The following is a 15,687-nucleotide window of genomic DNA, read 5'->3' on the forward strand; positions in this document are numbered from 1 at the left end:
TTGTCTTTTTCTGCCAACACTTTATCACGGAAAGAAGTCTCCTTCAACCACCGGAATGGCCAAACATTATAGACAGAACCTCCCTTATAGTGTAAAATTACACTATAAGGGAGGTCTTTCTTATGACTGAACATCAGTTTTCCACCGCTCTGGCCTACATAGAGAAAAAGTTTAAGAGCATGGTGCTGTCATGACCAGTATCCTGTTTGATGTTTTTTACCGCTCCTATGATAACTTTATGAAAACTTTCCGGCTGGACGATCATGAGGCTATCCTCAGCCAGATCAGGGCTCTGGCCGCTAAAGGCCGGCCCGGCCCGCCAGAACCCTTTAAGATCGCCGACATCGGCGGGGGTACGGGGGTATTGGCTCATAGCCTGCTGGAGCTGGGCCATGACGTTACCATCATCGACCCGGCCCAGAGGATGACGGCTATCGCTAAAGAACGAAACCCCCGGGTTACAGTCATTAATGAAGCCTTGGCGAAGGTAAGCCCGGAGCCCCTCTACGATGTAATCATTTTAAGGGATTGTTTTCACCACATTGCCGACCAGGGGCCGGCACTGAGCAAGCTCTCCCAAATCCTTCAGGATGACGGGCTGCTGATCATTCAGGACTTCTCTCCTAATAGTTTAAGAGCTCAACTGCTCTTTACACTGGAACGGTGTCTGCTGGAAAAAATATATCCCATTCCTTCCTCCGACCTGGCCGCCATGATGGCCCGGGCCGGTTTTAGCAGCACCATTATCCGGCTGAACAGCCGCGATTATTTGGCGATAGGGACTAAATCAAGTAAGCAAAGCACTAAAGAAAAACCTGCCGAGGTGGAACAATGAGCAAACTTCGTTTGTATCCTAAAGTGGCCCGCTTGTTTCTGGGAGGGCACATCGTAGCCGGCGAGGACATCGCCAACTCCTACAGTCTGGTCAGCCCCGGCTACGAGCAATGGTTTTTAAACACCATGCACCGCTACAATGATGAAATGATTGGGGAATTAAGCAAACACCTGGACCCTTCCCAATCCTTACAGATTCTGGACCTGGCCGCAGGAACCGGCTATAATGCCCAAGCCATGCAGGGGTTGTTTCCTGCCTCCCGGCTGACCCTGGTGGATATTTCCCCCGGCATGCTGAAGGAAGCCCGCCAAAACCTTGGTGAAGACGTTTCCCTGATCACCTCCGATATGCTGAACTATTTGGCAAACTGTGCTGACAACACCTTTGATGTTGTAATCTGTGCCTGGGCCATCAAATACCGGAATCCCCTGCAAGTCATCCGGCACTGCCACAGGGTTCTGAAACCGGGAGGTTATCTGGCCGTTATCGTCAATACCAAAGACACCCTGCCCCAAGTGGCCCGCATTTACCCCCAGCTGTTAGCCCGGCATGTCCCTAAAATCACCAAGTTGATGCTGCCTCTGCCCAATCCCCGGGATTTGGCAGCCTTCGATGGCTGGTTCCGGAAATATTCCTTCACTAAAATCAAGAGCCAAAAGGGCTTTCAGGATTTTATCTTTCCGACAAGCCGGGAGTTAGCTGAGTTTATCGTATCCACCGGAGCCCTGGCGGGCTTCGATGTCATGCTGGATTTAAGAGACCCCGCCGTTTTTGCCGATCTGGTCCAGCTCTTAGCAGACCATCATTTTACCGGAACCACCCACCGCTATGTGTACGGGATTTACCAAAAACTCAGCTGCAGCCAACGCAATCTTCGGAGGAGGAAAGCCAATGAATAAACGGATGATCGCCCGCATGTGCCTGGACAAAGGGACTCTGGCCAATTTTCTGGAAATCCACCGCCGGTTCTCCCCCTCCCCCAACTACCGGCTGAGGAACATGGTAAAATGCGGCCTCAACGCCATTAAACACGACCGGTTGATCCGGCATGAGCAGAGCTATCTCCTGAACTCCTTTATTCCCCCCCTTAATTCTCCCGCCTTTTTGAACATAGCCCTGCAGGTACCGGGAGAAGGGCCGGATTTCTTCGATAATCATGTTCAGGGAAAGCGCCTGGCCCCCATTTCCACTTATATCGCCGTCACCGGAAAATGCCGGTACAATTGCTGGCATTGCAGTGCGGCCTCCGCCGGACAATCTGCCGGACAAAAGGAACTGAGCACCCCGGCCCTGATCAGGATTGTGCAAAAACTGCAGGATCTAGGGGTGGGAATCATCGGTTTTACCGGCGGCGAGCCCCTGCTCAGGGATGATCTGGAGGAGATTATTGCTGCTGTGGACCGGCAGAAAAGCATGGTCCTGGTGTTTTCCACCGGCTTTAACCTGACTTTAGAGCGGGCGGCGGCTTTAAAGGGGGCAGGATTATTCGGCATCGCCCTCAGCCTGGATTCCGTGCGGAAAGAGAGGCACGATGAGCTGAGAGGCTATCCGGGAGCCTACGACCAGGCTTTGAACGGGATCAGGAATGCCCGGCAGGCTGGACTGTATACTATGAGCCAGACGGTGTGCACCCGGGAGCTCATGGCAGAGGGGGAAATATTCGAACTGGCCGAAATGCTCAAAGGGTCAGAAATCCACGAGATGCGGATCATGGAACCCCTTCCCTGCGGCAGATTGTCCGATCCCAGCTCTGCCCTGCTTTCTGCTGAGGAACAAAACCAGCTCAAACAGCTGCATATTACATTAAACGGCGATCAACGCTACCCGAAGGCTTCCGTTTTCCCTTATTTTGAATCCGCCGAGCAGTTCGGCTGCGGTGCCGGCACCCAGCACAGCTATGTGGATGCCGCGGGCAACTTCGGGCCCTGTGACTTTTTAGAAGACCTCAGATACGGAAACCTTTTGACCGACGATGTCCGGGAAGTATGGCAGAAAATGCATCAGGCCTCCGGCGGACCAAAATGCTCCTGTCTGGCTAAAGACCCGGAACAGTGCAACTCTGCCCTCCCTAAATTTTACCGCCTGCTGGGTGGGATTCGGCCATGAAATCAGGCCACGGCACCCTAACCTATGGCGGCTTTTCTATCCACTACGCCTTATACGGCAAGGGCAGCCCTCTCCTTTGCCTCCATGGCCTGAACTTAGATGGAAGGATGTTTGCCGGCAAAAACATGAAAGAACTGTTTCCGGACAGGATGATCGTGGCCCTGGACCTGCCCGGTTATGGCCGATCCGACTTTCTCCCCGGGGCAGGCGTACTGGAAATCAGCAAGCTGATCGATCAGTTGGCCGACAAACTGGAATTGAACCAGTTTGAGTTGTGCGGATTTTGCCTGGGGGGAATTTTTGCCCTGGATTATGCCATCCGCAACCCAGACCGTCTATCCAGACTGTACCTGATCGAAACCATGATCTATCTGCCCTGGTGGATGACCCTCTGCAATACCTCTGTTTTCCGTATTCTTTACAGAGGGTTCAGCAGGAACAGGTTGTGCCTTGCCCTCCTGGAAATGGTCCCCGCCCTGAAGGGTCTGAGAAAAATGCAGAGCCTGAAGCTTACCTCCAGGCTCTGGAACAACCGGGTTAATTCTTTCTATATCAACATGATGAAGGAATACCAAAAAATCGATCATCTGCAAAGAAGCAAAGCGGTGTCCTGCGAGACCATGCTGATCTTTTCCGATCAGTCTTTCAAGATGATTCGCAAGACCAACTATGGCTTACAGGCAGCGCTTAGGCACTCTACCCTATATCGGCTTCCCAATGACGGGCATTTTTCTCCGGTATCCGGCTTGACCTTCCCGATCTGCCGAGGAGGACGGGAAGAACAATCAATCTTAAAAAACTCACGGTAACGCGCTTAATACTTAATGCCGGCCGCATCAAAGCAGGCCTTAGCGGCTTTGACGACCGCATCGGAAGTCACGGTTGCACCGGAGACGCTGTCTACAACGGGAGCATTTTTCTCAACGATGGCCTTAGCCAGGGTAGGCGCGGCGAGCTGTCCGATATCAGGCGTCTCGTTAGCTGCGTCCACATCGCAGGCAGTAACCACACCTTTATCAAAGGTGATAGTAACCTTCACTTCGCCCATGCCTGAAGCAGTGGCTTCCTGAGTTCCGGTGTAAGCCGCACTGGTAGGTTCTGCCGGAGTGCCGGATGCCGGGGAGTTTCCGCAGCCGGTCATCGTAAGGGCCGTTAAGCAAATAAGAAACGGAACAATAACTTTTTTCACAAAAAACATCCTTTCTCTTGGGGAAACCTATAGTGTACTGGGGATTATGCTTCTTTCAGTCTCTCAGCCAACAGATAAGGGAAGGTGTTGCAGGTGCTGGACAGATTGTGACCGCAAATAGCGAAATTATAGGTGTTGGCATACATATCGCCTACCATGATCCCGATGTTGTACAGACCTTCAATAGGTTGGTCGTTTTCGTCGCAGACCTGCATTTCCGGGTTGGTGCGCAAACCGCCGGTCACGCACAGGAAATTGGCGAAGCCGATGGTATACTTCATGCCATAAAAGGGACCGGTCTTGATGGGGGCCAGTTCTTTGGCATTTTTTAAGAAGTCGGGATCGTAGCCTGCCTCGCAATACTCATTGTATTTTTTGAGGGTTTTCAGGGCCTGATCGCCGTTTAAGCCTTCCAGCTTGGTGACCAGCTCCTCCAGCGTATCGGCCTTGACATAAGTGCCCTTCTCGACTCCTTCTTCCCAAGCGGCCAGCATTTCTTCCGGCGTCTTGGTTTTCGGACCGTTCCAGGCATTGTCTCCGCCCAAAGTGGTGCCGAAGGTTGCCCACTCGTCATAATGGTGGGCATAGGCAGAATCCCAGATATAGTAGGCAGCTTTTCCGGGCTGCTGCTTGGTGGCCCAGGCGGAATAGGAGCACAAGGTATCCTCATTCATATAGCGAACGCCCTCCGCGTTGAGGTTAATGGTGCATACATTGCTGATCCCCTTGCTGTAAGGACCGTTCAGATTATCCACCATGGCGGCGTTGGGATAGGCCTTCTGCCAGGCGGCGCCGGCCCACAGACCCATCTTGTGCCCGTCACCGGGATACAGACCGCCGAACTGGAAACCGGCATTGTAGTCGATTTCCCTCTCGGCCAGAATATCCAGAGCCTGCGGGCAATAAGCCTTCATCATTTCCTTGTTTTGGGAGAAGTCACCGGTAGCCATGACAATCGCCTTCTTGCCCACATACTTGATATACCGGCCGCCGGAGTCTTTAGCGATTACGGCGGTAACGCGTCCGCTCTTGCCGTTGGCCTTGTCGCCGCGGATCAGATACAGGGCGGTGGTCCCGTAGTCGATCTTGCCGCCGTTCTTGAGAATCTCGTACTCATACATATCGTTGACCAGCGCCTGGCCAAAGGCGGCGCCGAAGAACGGGTTGCTCTTGAAGACCTCGCTTGTGCCCTCAGGAAAGACAAAGTTGTGGGAAGCAGGAGCAAAGTCAAACAGGTAATCCTCGTCATGGTAGCCAAGCTCCAAGGTGACGCCGGCACCATGGTTTTCCATCTTGTCGATCAGCCAGTTCATGGATTCGGTATTGTGCTTCAGCCAGGTACTCCACTTTTCCTGATCCACGCTGTATCCGGCCGCCATGAATTCCTGCTTGAGACGGTGGGCCATATCTTTCGCCTTATAATTGATACCCTTTTTCTGCTGGGTTTTGGTATCAGTACCGTGGTTGGAACCGCCGCGCTCAACATGTTTGACGGAGGCAGCAAAGACGATGACGGAGGAGCCCAGCTCAGTGGCCCGGCAAGCCAGGCACAGACCGGAGACTCCGGCACCGATCACAATGATGTCGGCGGTTTTGGTTTCGGCTATCTTATCCTCCGGAATGGCCTCCGGCTCCATCATAAAGGAGGGGACGCCGGCTTGAGCCTGGGAAACTCCCGGCGTATCTGTGCCTGAAGGAGGCGGATTGGTGCTGCCGCAAGCAGTCAACAGGCCCAGTGCACCGGCGCCGACCGTTGCTGTAGACATACCTTTGATAAAGTCGCGGCGAGAAAAATTTTTCATCATTCATGCCTTCTTTCCTTTGTCTTGGGGTTAAATAGTCAACCCGATTGTGTTAATCTTAACAAAGAGCCAATACTTGAAAAAGCACTTTATGTTTGACATAAAGCAACTGCAAGTTGCATGTTAAGACCAAAGGAGAGAGCTTATGATTGAACTGCATCAGCTCAGGTATTTTTCGCGTGCAGCAGAGACCCTCAATTTTTCGCGGGCAGCCGCAGAACTCTTTATTTCACGGCAGGCACTGACCAAAAGCATTCAAGTACTGGAGAAAGAATTAGGATGGAAGCTATTTAAAACGAACAACGGCAAGATTTCATTGACACCTATGGGGGAGGTCATGCAGGCTCAGTGCCAGCCGGTGTTGGCAAGCTACGACATGATGCTGGTGCAGCTGGAGCACTATGCACCCCACAAAATGCACCTTCTGCGTGTCGGAGCTGCCGTGGGTACCATTCTTTCCCTGCCGGAAAATTGCATCCAGAGTTTCTGTGATGCACACCCTGATGTGCAATTGGCGATCGAACAGACCTCAACGGACAATGTGCTGCAGATGGTGCACAGCGGTGAAGCAGATGTGGGGCTTGTGGGAAGCATTCCCGACTATCTGAACGGCTTCAGCATACAGCGCCTGGTACAAAAGGGGACCTATGTCGGCATTTGTCCCGGGCATCCGTTGTATGGACGGGACAGCCTGGAGCTCCGGGATTTGAAAGATCAGCCCTTCGTCACTGCCGGAGCGAATAATCATCTGCACCGCTTCCTTGTGCAGGCTTGCCATAATGCGGGATTTTCTCCCGCCATCGCCTTTATGAGCAGCAGTGAGGATGTATTGCTTCAATATGCGCTGGAGCACAAAATGTTATTTTTTGCTTTTGGGGACTGGAGTTGCCAGATACCGGACGGCCCCTTGCAAATAGTGCCTCTTAAGGTCGAAAAGGGAAAGAGTTTCGGCACCTTTCTCGTCTGGAAAAATGAGTTGAAACCGGTCTCGGAGCAGTTTCTGGCGTACCTGCTGAAGACTGTGGACACTACTATGTGAAAGAATTTGCTCAGGCACAAGTCTGTGCTGAAAAATTTTAGTTATTTTACCCCCATCCTGGCCATAGCATAGCAAAGACGGGGGTGAATCTATGCCTTTCAGTCTTGGTGAATTATTGGTTGTGACGCTGATCATTCATATGATCGATACCTTTGCCTACGCCGTGCGCCTGAACTCTGTCAAAACCGGCCAGTTTGCTTTATCCGTTACCCTGTTCAATCTCTTTTACCTCATCTCCCTCGTTGCCCACACCATTCAAGCCCCTTTGATCGGCAGCCTGATCGACAGTTCCCTCAGCCAGAGCATAGATCCCCTTCCTCAATTGCGCAGGCTCATCTTGGCGGCCACGGCCGGCACCTTTGCCGGTATCCTTTTTATGCCCACCTTTTTGCAATTCTTCCACCGCGCCGTATTTAATCTGGAGAGAGCCGGCTCCGTTCCTGCCATTGTGCGGGAAGCTGTAAAGATACGCAGCCCGGGCCGGTTGCTGCATTATTTTACTTTGCCGAATAAAAATATGATTCGCAATCTCCCCTTCCAAAAGATCCCCAAAGAACTGATCGCTCTTAACGCCCTGGTTACCGGCATATACACCGTCGGGGGCATGTCGGCCTATTATGCCGCTATCCTTGTTCCGGAAGGACACCGCCTGGCGGCGGCTGCTTCAGCCGGCTTCCTTAACACCTCAGCCAATATCATTTTCATGCTTTTTGTCGATCCTAAGTCTTCGATTATCACCGATCAGGCCTTGCGGGGCAACCGCCCCTACGCCGATGTCAAAGCCCTGGTCGTTTTTTTGATGAGTGCCAAGCTCCTGGGAACATTCCTGGGACAATTGCTGCTGGTTCCGCTGGCCCAGGCAATTGCCGCTTTTTATCTTTAAGTGATGGTTATACCTTCTGTACATTCTGGTCATACTGTACATAAGGTACAGCATATGATACCATTGGAGGTGAGGGAGGAATGACCATGTTGACTGAATTACAGTTTACTGAAGCCAGAAGTCAGTTTTCAACCCTGTATGACTCTGTATTCAACTCTTTCAGCCCGGCTATTGTTAAAAGGAAACAGACTGAACAAATCGCAATGCTTCGGGTTGATCTGCTCAAGATGGTGCTGGAAGATTACAAATTAAATCCGGATATTATTCAAGAAGATGATGGCTCAATAACACTTGCTCTTGACGCACTTGAGGTTTATATCAACAACTCAACATTAGATTTAGCCGCTGCGGATTTAATTGAAGACCTTAAGCTCTATGCTCAAGATTATTTAAAACGTTCCCAGCTATTTCTCCATTCGCCAAACCGAACACACCATTTTCCCTATATATTGAGGATTATGTTGTGCGAAAACGATGATGAAATCCGTGCGCTGGCAGGGTTATAAACTATGGCACCAAAGTTTGGAGATTTGAAGCGTTTTTGTGATAAAAACGGTTGGATCATGGTCCTGAACACGGATCATTGGTACTATGAAAAAGTCCTGAATGATGGAACTCTTCTGCGAACCAAAATAAGCCATGCCGTTAGCAAAGAGATTCCCCAAAATCTATGGGATAGAATTCTGCGCAAACAACTTCATATAACTGAGAAAGACTTTTGGAAAGGACTTTAATTGACCCTAAAAACCATATGTATCATCCAAAGCAGCCCTAACCGGCTGTTTTTTTGCTCTGCCGGCTTTCATTTGGCCCGCCTTTGCATGACAGACCCTATACCAGCCGCCAATAACCCCTCAACGGCTGAAACCAGCGCTTTAAAAACCACCATATGCTTTACGCTTTCAACAAAGTATTCCATCGGCGGAGCATATAATTTAATCCGAAAACCCGGCCAATAGCAAAGCATCAAATATACGGCGATAAACACAGCAACAAATAACATTAAAGAAGTAATCGGCTTTTTCATTGATCCCTTCCTACTCTCCCACTTCAAAATATAACTTATCTTGTCTATGATTTCGGATAATACCTCGTAAATTCACTGTCACACGATATATCGTGCAGAGTCGTGGACGGCGTTGTATCGCTTTCCTCCCCCGCTTGAAGCAAGGGCTCATACATCATCAGCGCATGATTCTCTGTGACAAACTCATCGGCGAGCAAGCCGCCACTTAGATCAAACGTCTTCCGCTTGATCACATTGTGCCTTGTATAAGCGCCCCACCATTCCTGCTTGATTAAGTGTTCGCTTTCGTAAATTTGGAAGGTGCGTGAACTGGGATGCTCACATCGCCATTCCCCTTCCAAATCATTATCCCCTACTCTAACCAGCAGTTGATATTCATAGGGAGTATCATTTCTGATCTGGAGATCCACGTAATTATAGACAACCGTTGCACCACTGCCGAAGGGCTGAGTCCGGTTGGCATCGGGAAAAACGTCATGGGTGTGGCGCCAACGTTCCGTAATCGTCAAGGGGGTATGAAGAGTCATCCAATAGATCAGGTTGGAGAGCTGGCACAAACCGCCGCCCACACCCGCCGTAAATGAGCCGTTTGTCAAAACCATTCCTTTTTGATAGCCTTTAGCTTGCGTCGGCTTTCCGACCAAGCGCCAAAAGGAAAAAGTCTCCCCTGGCTTCACCAGGATCTTGTTAAGTTTTCCACAAGCCAGCTTCAAGTTGGTTGCTTTATTTTCCTGCAGCCACATATCCACATGGCGCAAACGCCTGTACAATGGCGTTTTATGGACTGCCACACTATGAGCAAGCTCCCTCTCTCCTGAGCTCAAGGCATATCTGTTTGACCGGTTAAATGTCCACTGCCAATATCGCCGCCAGGTGAAATATATCCTCCCTAAGATCATGCGCAGTTTTGAACGGGAAACCGGCTTGCTGGTTTGATAACGATAGTCCAAGCCATTTACCCCCTCTCCATTAAAGAGTCCTGCAAGTACCAAGTTGGAACAGGGTTCCTCATATCATCAAACCAGCCTAGTACCTCCTCTGCCTGTTTCTTCATTGTGACAACTTCTTCTTCGCCGAAGGGAATGGCCCAGGGAATTGAGGAGAGCAGGTTGCTGGAAATGTAAAATGCCAACAGCCTGAAAAATTCAAGGGGAGGTTTCCCGCCAAAATAGCCGTCAAGCTGACCTGTGGCGAATTGGGGGCTGACTGCTGCGCTCCACACAATGCGATTGAATTCCTCCCAGGGGTCACCAAAATCAAAGCGGTTGAAATCAATGATGGACAGGGTATTCCCCCCTGAGATGATCATATTGCCGACATGATAATCACCATGCTGATAGCACTGTGGTCTGCCGGCAAGGAGATGACGGTTATTTTCGATATATCCAGTCATTTCAGTGTCACCGTTCAGCTTTATCCCGCAAGCCTTATATTTTTCAATTTTCTGGCTGGCCTTGCGGTTAAAGCGGCTGCTCCATTCTTCCCCTTCTTCCGGAGCGGGAAGGGAATGAATCCGTTTGAGCAGTTCACCGGACTGCTTTCCCAGCCGATACTGCTCTACCTCTGTCAATCGTGGCAGAACAAGCTCCGCATCCTCGCCCTCACACCATGTAAGCAGCAAATACACACTCCTGCCATTGTCACATATTCCAAAATCCACAGGTCGGGACATGGGCACACCTAAGGCCGCAACCTGCCCCATCATGGCAAACTCGGTCTTTTTTCTGCTGTATTCCGAGCTATCGGCTATGCGCAGAAGGAGCCGCCTGCCCTCCGCAGTTTCTATGTAATATTTCTGATCACCGGACCAGCCTTTATGGAGCGGCTTTACTTTGACAAAGGTTTCATAACCCCTGATATTCTTCATTTGTCCCCCTCCTTTTAGACTCTAAATGAGTGAAGTCATTTTCTTCAACCCTATTATGTTTGTAACAGCGTTACACTAGTCCATCTTCTCTTATTCTAAACACAAAAAGGCGGCTAAATCTATAGGAAGATCATTGAGATCAATTCCCAAGAGACAACCGCCTATCGTGTATAGTAGGATAACTTTCTTTCGACCCGGCCAAATCAGCCTGATATTTTCCGGTACTCACCAGGCCGTAAACCCGTGTTCTTCTTGAAGAGCTCGGCAAAACGGCTGGCACTTTTATACCCCACGGTTTGGGCAACCTGACCGATGGTAAGATCCGTCCCGGAGAGCAGATATTGGGCCCGGCTCATCCGCCGCTGCTGGATGTACTCGGTGATGGTGCAGTCATGAACGATCCGGAAAGAGGTTTTCAGCTTGGTCGTGCCCATGCAGGCAATTTTGGAGAGCTGCTCCAGGGACAGTTCGCAAGGGTAGTGGTCGTTTATATAAGCGGTTACGGTTTCGATCTGCTTTCTGTCACGGTCTGCCAGTTGGAGCTTCGTGCTCTGAAGATGTCCTTTATGCCGCTCTACCACCAAAGATACCGCCTCGGCTACCTTGCCTTCGTAAAACAGCTTGGCCGCGATACCGCTGCCCCGATAGTTTTTCACCTGATCCAGCAGCCGCACCATCTCTGGGAAATGCTCGGTCTGGTCAAGAGTTTGAAAGGCCGCCAAAGGATTCACATACTCCCCGGGATATTGCCGCTTCAGATAATCCTCATAATAGGCCGGCATGATCTCAATGCCAATGCAGCGAACGGGGATTCCCCCGTGAATCAGCACTCGGCAAGGAGTATCGCCCCCTACAAAGGCCTTGATGCATCCGGCGCTCAGGGGACGACAAGGGCTCAGCTCCTCACCCGAAACCGACTCATAATAGGTAATGCTCAGACAGGCCGGCAAACGGAACTCAATCATCATGTCCTGATTAAAATAAAAGTCATGGATCTTGATATCAAACAGATCTCTTTGCCCATAGGTCCAGTAGTATCCGGCGCCATGCTCCCCGATCAGCTCCCAGCACAACCCCATTGCACCGAAACGCTTATTTTCCGGTCTGGGAACAAATCCGTTTTGGGTAAGGATGGGGGCATAGACTTCCTCAATAACATCGGTCACTGGGATCACCCTCCTGCCACGATCGGACGCAATTTTATCGGAAACAGACGAAGCTCCGCAAGAGCCATTGCCCGAAAATCCCCGGCATAGTATGTTTGAGATATCACTGTTAGCCTCGTCTAACTGTGATATTAGCACATATCCAAATTGCCGTCAATCGGAGGGATATGCCAGCTTTTATTGAGGAGGATTTATTTATGGCCAATCAAACTTACCTGAACAAGCTGGGCCTGACCGTTAAGGATCTGGTCACCATCGGCATTTTTACAGCCCTGCTCTGGGTTACCATGCTAATCGGCGGACTGCCTCTGGCTCCCAACCCGGTCACCACATTTTATATGCCTTTGAGTGCTGCACTCTTGGGCGGCCCCGTGTTTCTGCTGCTTGTGGCCAAAGTGCCCAAGCGGGGCCCCATCGCCCTGGCGGGGATATTGATCGGCATCATCTGGTTCGCCGCCGGCATGCACTGGGCAATGGATCTCGGGTATGTCCTGGGCGGTATACTGGGTGATTTCCTTGCCGGAACGAAGAAGTATAAGAGTGTCAAAATGAATATTCTGGCCTATATCTGCCTGAGCCTTGGCTGCACAGGTTCCTATCTTTGCTTTTTTGCCGACCCGGTCACCTGGGGCAGCTATATGCTGGAGGGCGGCACCTCGGCAAGTTATATCGAGACCATGAACGCCGCAGCCCAAGGCTGGATGCCCTACGCAATCATTCTTGGCACCGTGGCCGTGGCGGCCCTCAGCGGCTGGGTGGGGAGCAGGCTGCTGAAAAAACAATTTGCAAAGGCGGGCATCACGGCATGAACGGAAGCCCTCACCTTAGGTTCGATCCCCGGACCAAAATCCTGCTGATTCTGCTCTGCGTCCTCTCTACCGCTATGGCCCCCAGCCTGAGTTATGTGCTGGGGCTGGTGTCGCTGATTGCTCTCCTGGGGATTTTAGGTGGGAAAGGACTCTACGCCTTGGTCGGGCTGATGGTCTACGCTGTCCTTTTTCTTTTGACAAAAGCCGCCCTTGCCGGTGGGGAGACAACCCTGCAAACCACTCTGATCGCCTTTCTGGGCCTGTTCCATAAGGTCTACCCCTGCGGATTTCTGGCGGGGATCGTGATTGCCACCACTAAAGTCAGCGAATTTCTTTCCGCTATGCATCGAATCCGCGCTCCCAAATCCCTGACCATCCCTCTGGCGGTCATGCTGCGCTACCTGCCCACCATCCGGGAGGACTGGCGCTTCATTAAAGACGCCATGGGTCTGCGGGATGTGTCCCCTTCCCTCAAAGGGCTCCTCACCCAACCTGTCATGACAGCGGAATGCCTGTACGTCCCCCTCATGATGTCGGCCTCCCGGGCTGCGGACGAACTGTCCATTGCCTCAGTCACCAGAGGAATTGAGAACCCTGCCCCCCGCACCTGTCTGACCCAGATCCGCTTCGGGCTCGTGGATTTGTTGACGGTGTTCTGCTTTGGGATTTATTTTGCCGCAGGGCAGTTCCTGTAAGGAGGGGAAGCTGTGATCCAATTTGAAAATGTTTCTTTTGCCTATGCCGGACAAACCTCCGGAAACCTCAGCGAGTTAAACCTAACTATTGAAAGCGGCGAATGCGTCCTGTTCTGCGGCCGCAGCGGCTGCGGAAAAACCACCGTCACCCGGCTGGTCAACGGTCTTATTCCCTACTTCTTCGCCGGGGAGCTGACCGGGCGGGTGGTGGTCAACGGTCTGGACATTGCCCAAACCCCTATGTACCAAATCGCCGGGAAAGTGGGATCCGTATTCCAAAACCCGCGCACCCAGTTTTTTAACGTGGACACCGACAGCGAAATTGCCTTCGGCATTGAGAACGAAGCTCTGCCAACCGAAGAGCTTCACCGGCGGGTCAAGGGAACGGCAGAGGACCTCCACATCGGTCAGCTGCTGGGGCGGAATATTTTCGAACTGTCCGGCGGCGAGAAGCAAAAAATCGCTTTTGCCTCTGTTTATGCCATGAATCCGCAGGTTTATCTGCTGGATGAACCCTCTTCGAATCTGGACATGAAAGCCATCCGGGAACTTAAGGACCATCTGCGGCTGATCAAGAGCCAGGGAAAAACAGTGCTCATTGCCGAACACCGGCTCCACTATCTTATGGATCTGGCGGATCGGATCGTCTATCTGGAGGAAGGGCGGGTCGCCGGAATCTACACCCCCTCCCAGCTGGCAGCTTTGCCCGATGATGCGCGCTCCCTCATGGGCCTGCGGGCCGTGGACCTCAATAGGGTCCATCCTGTGGAAAAGCGCACCCTTACCGACTCCCCTGTCCTGACCCTGCAGAATGTAGATTTGCGCTATAAAAAGCACACCATTCTTAAGAATATCTCCCTGCAGGCTGCCGGCGGCGAAATCATCGGTGTGGTCGGGCATAACGGGACGGGAAAAACCACTTTCTCCAGAGCCCTCTGCGGCCTGCACAAGAACTGCGGGGGCAGGTTTCTTTGGAAAGGCAAGGAAGTCCAGCCTAATGCCAGGCGAAAAAGCGCCTATATGGTTATGCAGGATGTGAATTATCAGCTTTTTGCTGAGAGTGTGAGCAAAGAGTGCGCCTTCGGCATCAAAAATCCGGACCACTCCCTGATCGAGAAGACTCTCACAGAGCTTGGCCTGCAAGGACTGAAGGAGCGTCATCCCAACACCCTCTCCGGCGGACAGAAACAGCGCGTCGCCGTAGCGGCCAGCATGGTATGCGGCAAAGAGGTGCTTGTCTTTGACGAGCCCACCAGCGGCCTCGACTATGACGGCATGGTCCAGGTGGCGGAACTCCTGAAAAAGCTGGCCCAGCAGGGCAAAATCATCTTTGTGGTGACCCATGACGTCGAATTGATTTGCCAGGCTTGCTCCCGGGTCCTCCATTTCGACGCGAAGGGAGTGCCGGAAGATCTGGCGGTAACCCGTGATAATGAGGCAAGACTCCGGGCTTTGTTCGGGATGGCCCAGCCTCAAATTGCAAACAAGCACTGAACAAGTTGTTCAGTGCTTAATCTAATAATTCCATTTGGTCTCGTTTCGCCATAATATCATTAATCGCTCGCATAATTTCACCCCCAAGCATATTATACCGTATTTTTCCATAACAATAAACCCTTTGGGCTATCGTATAACGTCCCGGGAAGTCCCGCAGCGTCATCTTACATTCATTAACTCTTAGATTCGGAAACTGCCTGTTATGTAATTGCCATGGATGGCAACCGGCTCAATCAACCCCTCTCTTTTTCTGGGATTTCATTGAGATTATGAAATAGTGCCTGTATTATCGCATCAATACGGATAAACTGGTCCATTGACTACATCGCTTGCATAGTCCCCTCGATGTTCAGGTTTTGTTGCTAGATTTTCTAACTGCTCATGGTCAAGCAATTCATTAATACATGCCTGTGAACCACCAATATAAGTCCATCTGAAATCGATCTCGGTCGCTACACACCAAGTACGGTCATCCGGCCACCACAAGCTGGGACTGAGAGGCTCTAAACCATTTTTGTCCGTAAACACACCTTTGGCAATCTTATTTAACGGTACATTCAGTAAGTAATAGCTTCGATCTGGTAGTTGAATACGAGGCACAGCTTTATTGACACGTTGTATAGCTTCATTGATCCCTCCGCTATTCGTGTAAATCGATAGCAGCTCTGTTAGCGGAATTAGCACTTCCCTTGGACACTGGCCCACCAGCGGTGGATTACTCCATGGTTTTGGAGCTACAGTAGAACTAACAGGTTTAATAGTATAGGTGGTG

At 51.2% G+C, this 15,687-nt stretch carries 17 protein-coding genes; 11 read left to right on the plus strand and 6 right to left on the minus strand.

What is annotated here, in order from left to right; genetic code table 11:
* Positions 1-190 precede the first annotated feature (190 nt).
* Genes DESLBE_RS07940 through DESLBE_RS07955 form a run of 4 tightly spaced genes read left to right on the plus strand, consistent with a single transcriptional unit; the run spans position 191 to position 3,750 of the window.
* Positions 191-835 (plus strand): class I SAM-dependent methyltransferase, encoded by a 645-nt coding sequence (locus DESLBE_RS07940; protein WP_018305128.1) that lies wholly within the window; start codon positions 191-193, stop codon positions 833-835.
* A complete protein-coding gene (locus DESLBE_RS07945) occupies positions 832-1,734 on the plus strand; it encodes a class I SAM-dependent methyltransferase (protein ID WP_018305127.1) in 903 nt (300 codons plus the stop codon). The genes DESLBE_RS07940 and DESLBE_RS07945 overlap by 4 nt, the downstream gene beginning before the upstream one ends.
* Entirely contained in the window at positions 1,727-2,941 is a 1,215-nt protein-coding gene (locus DESLBE_RS07950; RefSeq protein ID WP_144676223.1) for a radical SAM protein, read from the plus strand. The genes DESLBE_RS07945 and DESLBE_RS07950 overlap by 8 nt, the downstream gene beginning before the upstream one ends.
* On the plus strand, positions 2,938-3,750 hold the full coding sequence (locus DESLBE_RS07955; protein ID WP_144676225.1) for an alpha/beta hydrolase: 813 nt from the start codon (positions 2,938-2,940) through the stop codon (positions 3,748-3,750). The genes DESLBE_RS07950 and DESLBE_RS07955 overlap by 4 nt, the downstream gene beginning before the upstream one ends.
* A gap of 5 nt (positions 3,751-3,755) precedes the next feature.
* Here DESLBE_RS07955 and DESLBE_RS07960 read toward each other — a convergent pair whose 3' ends face one another.
* The gene (locus tag DESLBE_RS07960) at positions 3,756-4,139 is read right to left on the minus strand and encodes an FMN-binding protein (RefSeq protein ID WP_144676227.1); all 384 of its coding nucleotides are present in this window, start codon (positions 4,137-4,139) and stop codon (positions 3,756-3,758) included.
* A 35-nt stretch (positions 4,140-4,174) separates the two neighbouring features.
* On the minus strand, positions 4,175-5,932 hold the full coding sequence (locus DESLBE_RS07965) for an FAD-binding protein (protein ID WP_243131258.1): 1,758 nt from the start codon (positions 5,930-5,932) through the stop codon (positions 4,175-4,177).
* Between the two features lie 145 nt (positions 5,933-6,077).
* On the opposite strand from DESLBE_RS07965, the gene DESLBE_RS07970 reads away from it, so the two are divergent.
* From DESLBE_RS07970 to DESLBE_RS07985, 4 genes are all read left to right on the plus strand, one after another.
* Entirely contained in the window at positions 6,078-6,971 is an 894-nt protein-coding gene (locus DESLBE_RS07970; RefSeq protein ID WP_144676231.1) for a LysR family transcriptional regulator, read from the plus strand.
* A 91-nt stretch (positions 6,972-7,062) separates the two neighbouring features.
* Entirely contained in the window at positions 7,063-7,854 is a 792-nt protein-coding gene (locus tag DESLBE_RS07975) for a lipid II flippase Amj family protein (RefSeq protein ID WP_144676233.1), read from the plus strand.
* A gap of 80 nt (positions 7,855-7,934) precedes the next feature.
* A complete protein-coding gene (locus DESLBE_RS07980) occupies positions 7,935-8,360 on the plus strand; it encodes an exoribonuclease R (protein ID WP_144676235.1) in 426 nt (141 codons plus the stop codon).
* Positions 8,361-8,363: 3 nt separating this feature from the next.
* Entirely contained in the window at positions 8,364-8,588 is a 225-nt protein-coding gene (locus DESLBE_RS07985) for a hypothetical protein (protein WP_015943656.1), read from the plus strand.
* 68 nt (positions 8,589-8,656) lie between these two features.
* Here the strand turns inward: DESLBE_RS07985 and DESLBE_RS07990 are convergent, their stop codons facing one another.
* From DESLBE_RS07990 to DESLBE_RS08005, 4 genes are all read right to left on the minus strand, one after another.
* On the minus strand, positions 8,657-8,881 hold the full coding sequence (locus DESLBE_RS07990) for a hypothetical protein (protein ID WP_144676237.1): 225 nt from the start codon (positions 8,879-8,881) through the stop codon (positions 8,657-8,659).
* Between the two features lie 44 nt (positions 8,882-8,925).
* The gene (locus DESLBE_RS07995) at positions 8,926-9,831 is read right to left on the minus strand and encodes a VanW family protein (protein ID WP_144676239.1); all 906 of its coding nucleotides are present in this window, start codon (positions 9,829-9,831) and stop codon (positions 8,926-8,928) included.
* Positions 9,832-9,836: 5 nt separating this feature from the next.
* The gene (locus DESLBE_RS08000) at positions 9,837-10,748 is read right to left on the minus strand and encodes a phosphotransferase (protein WP_144676241.1); all 912 of its coding nucleotides are present in this window, start codon (positions 10,746-10,748) and stop codon (positions 9,837-9,839) included.
* A 203-nt stretch (positions 10,749-10,951) separates the two neighbouring features.
* Positions 10,952-11,914: an AraC family transcriptional regulator gene (locus DESLBE_RS08005; protein WP_144676243.1), complete on the minus strand. Its 963-nt coding sequence runs from the start codon at positions 11,912-11,914 to the stop codon at positions 10,952-10,954.
* Positions 11,915-12,111: 197 nt separating this feature from the next.
* Here DESLBE_RS08005 and DESLBE_RS08010 point away from each other — a divergent pair, with 197 nt between their 5' ends.
* The 3 genes from DESLBE_RS08010 to DESLBE_RS08020 are packed head-to-tail and all read left to right on the plus strand — an operon-like array spanning position 12,112 to position 14,912.
* Positions 12,112-12,723: an MptD family putative ECF transporter S component gene (locus DESLBE_RS08010; protein WP_243131260.1), complete on the plus strand. Its 612-nt coding sequence runs from the start codon at positions 12,112-12,114 to the stop codon at positions 12,721-12,723.
* Complete coding sequence (locus DESLBE_RS08015) at positions 12,720-13,418, plus strand: energy-coupling factor transporter transmembrane component T (RefSeq protein ID WP_144676247.1); 699 nt, start codon at positions 12,720-12,722, stop codon at positions 13,416-13,418. The genes DESLBE_RS08010 and DESLBE_RS08015 overlap by 4 nt, the downstream gene beginning before the upstream one ends.
* A 12-nt stretch (positions 13,419-13,430) precedes the next feature.
* Positions 13,431-14,912, plus strand: a complete 1,482-nt coding sequence (locus tag DESLBE_RS08020; protein ID WP_144676249.1) for an energy-coupling factor ABC transporter ATP-binding protein — start codon at positions 13,431-13,433, stop codon at positions 14,910-14,912.
* The last annotated feature ends 775 nt before the right edge of the window (positions 14,913-15,687 follow it).

Origin of the sequence: Desulfitobacterium sp. LBE (assembly GCF_007830365.1) — a bacterium.
GTDB classification, from domain to species: Bacteria; Bacillota; Desulfitobacteriia; order Desulfitobacteriales; family Desulfitobacteriaceae; genus Desulfitobacterium; species Desulfitobacterium hafniense.

Coding starts and splice junctions, on each gene's coding strand:
- DESLBE_RS07970 (WP_144676231.1), top strand. CDS start 6,078: ATGATTGAACTGCATCAGCTCAGGTATTTTTCGCGTGCAGCAGAGACC.
- DESLBE_RS07980 (WP_144676235.1), top strand. CDS start 7,935: ATGACCATGTTGACTGAATTACAGTTTACTGAAGCCAGAAGTCAGTTT.
- DESLBE_RS08000 (WP_144676241.1), bottom strand. CDS start 10,748: ATGAAGAATATCAGGGGTTATGAAACCTTTGTCAAAGTAAAGCCGCTC.
- DESLBE_RS07950 (WP_144676223.1), top strand. CDS start 1,727: ATGAATAAACGGATGATCGCCCGCATGTGCCTGGACAAAGGGACTCTG.
- DESLBE_RS07940 (WP_018305128.1), top strand. CDS start 191: ATGACCAGTATCCTGTTTGATGTTTTTTACCGCTCCTATGATAACTTT.
- DESLBE_RS07990 (WP_144676237.1), bottom strand. CDS start 8,881: ATGAAAAAGCCGATTACTTCTTTAATGTTATTTGTTGCTGTGTTTATC.
- DESLBE_RS07965 (WP_243131258.1), bottom strand. CDS start 5,932: ATGAAAAATTTTTCTCGCCGCGACTTTATCAAAGGTATGTCTACAGCA.
- DESLBE_RS07955 (WP_144676225.1), top strand. CDS start 2,938: ATGAAATCAGGCCACGGCACCCTAACCTATGGCGGCTTTTCTATCCAC.
- DESLBE_RS08015 (WP_144676247.1), top strand. CDS start 12,720: ATGAACGGAAGCCCTCACCTTAGGTTCGATCCCCGGACCAAAATCCTG.
- DESLBE_RS07985 (WP_015943656.1), top strand. CDS start 8,364: ATGGCACCAAAGTTTGGAGATTTGAAGCGTTTTTGTGATAAAAACGGT.
- DESLBE_RS07945 (WP_018305127.1), top strand. CDS start 832: ATGAGCAAACTTCGTTTGTATCCTAAAGTGGCCCGCTTGTTTCTGGGA.
- DESLBE_RS08010 (WP_243131260.1), top strand. CDS start 12,112: ATGGCCAATCAAACTTACCTGAACAAGCTGGGCCTGACCGTTAAGGAT.
- DESLBE_RS07960 (WP_144676227.1), bottom strand. CDS start 4,139: ATGTTTTTTGTGAAAAAAGTTATTGTTCCGTTTCTTATTTGCTTAACG.
- DESLBE_RS07975 (WP_144676233.1), top strand. CDS start 7,063: ATGCCTTTCAGTCTTGGTGAATTATTGGTTGTGACGCTGATCATTCAT.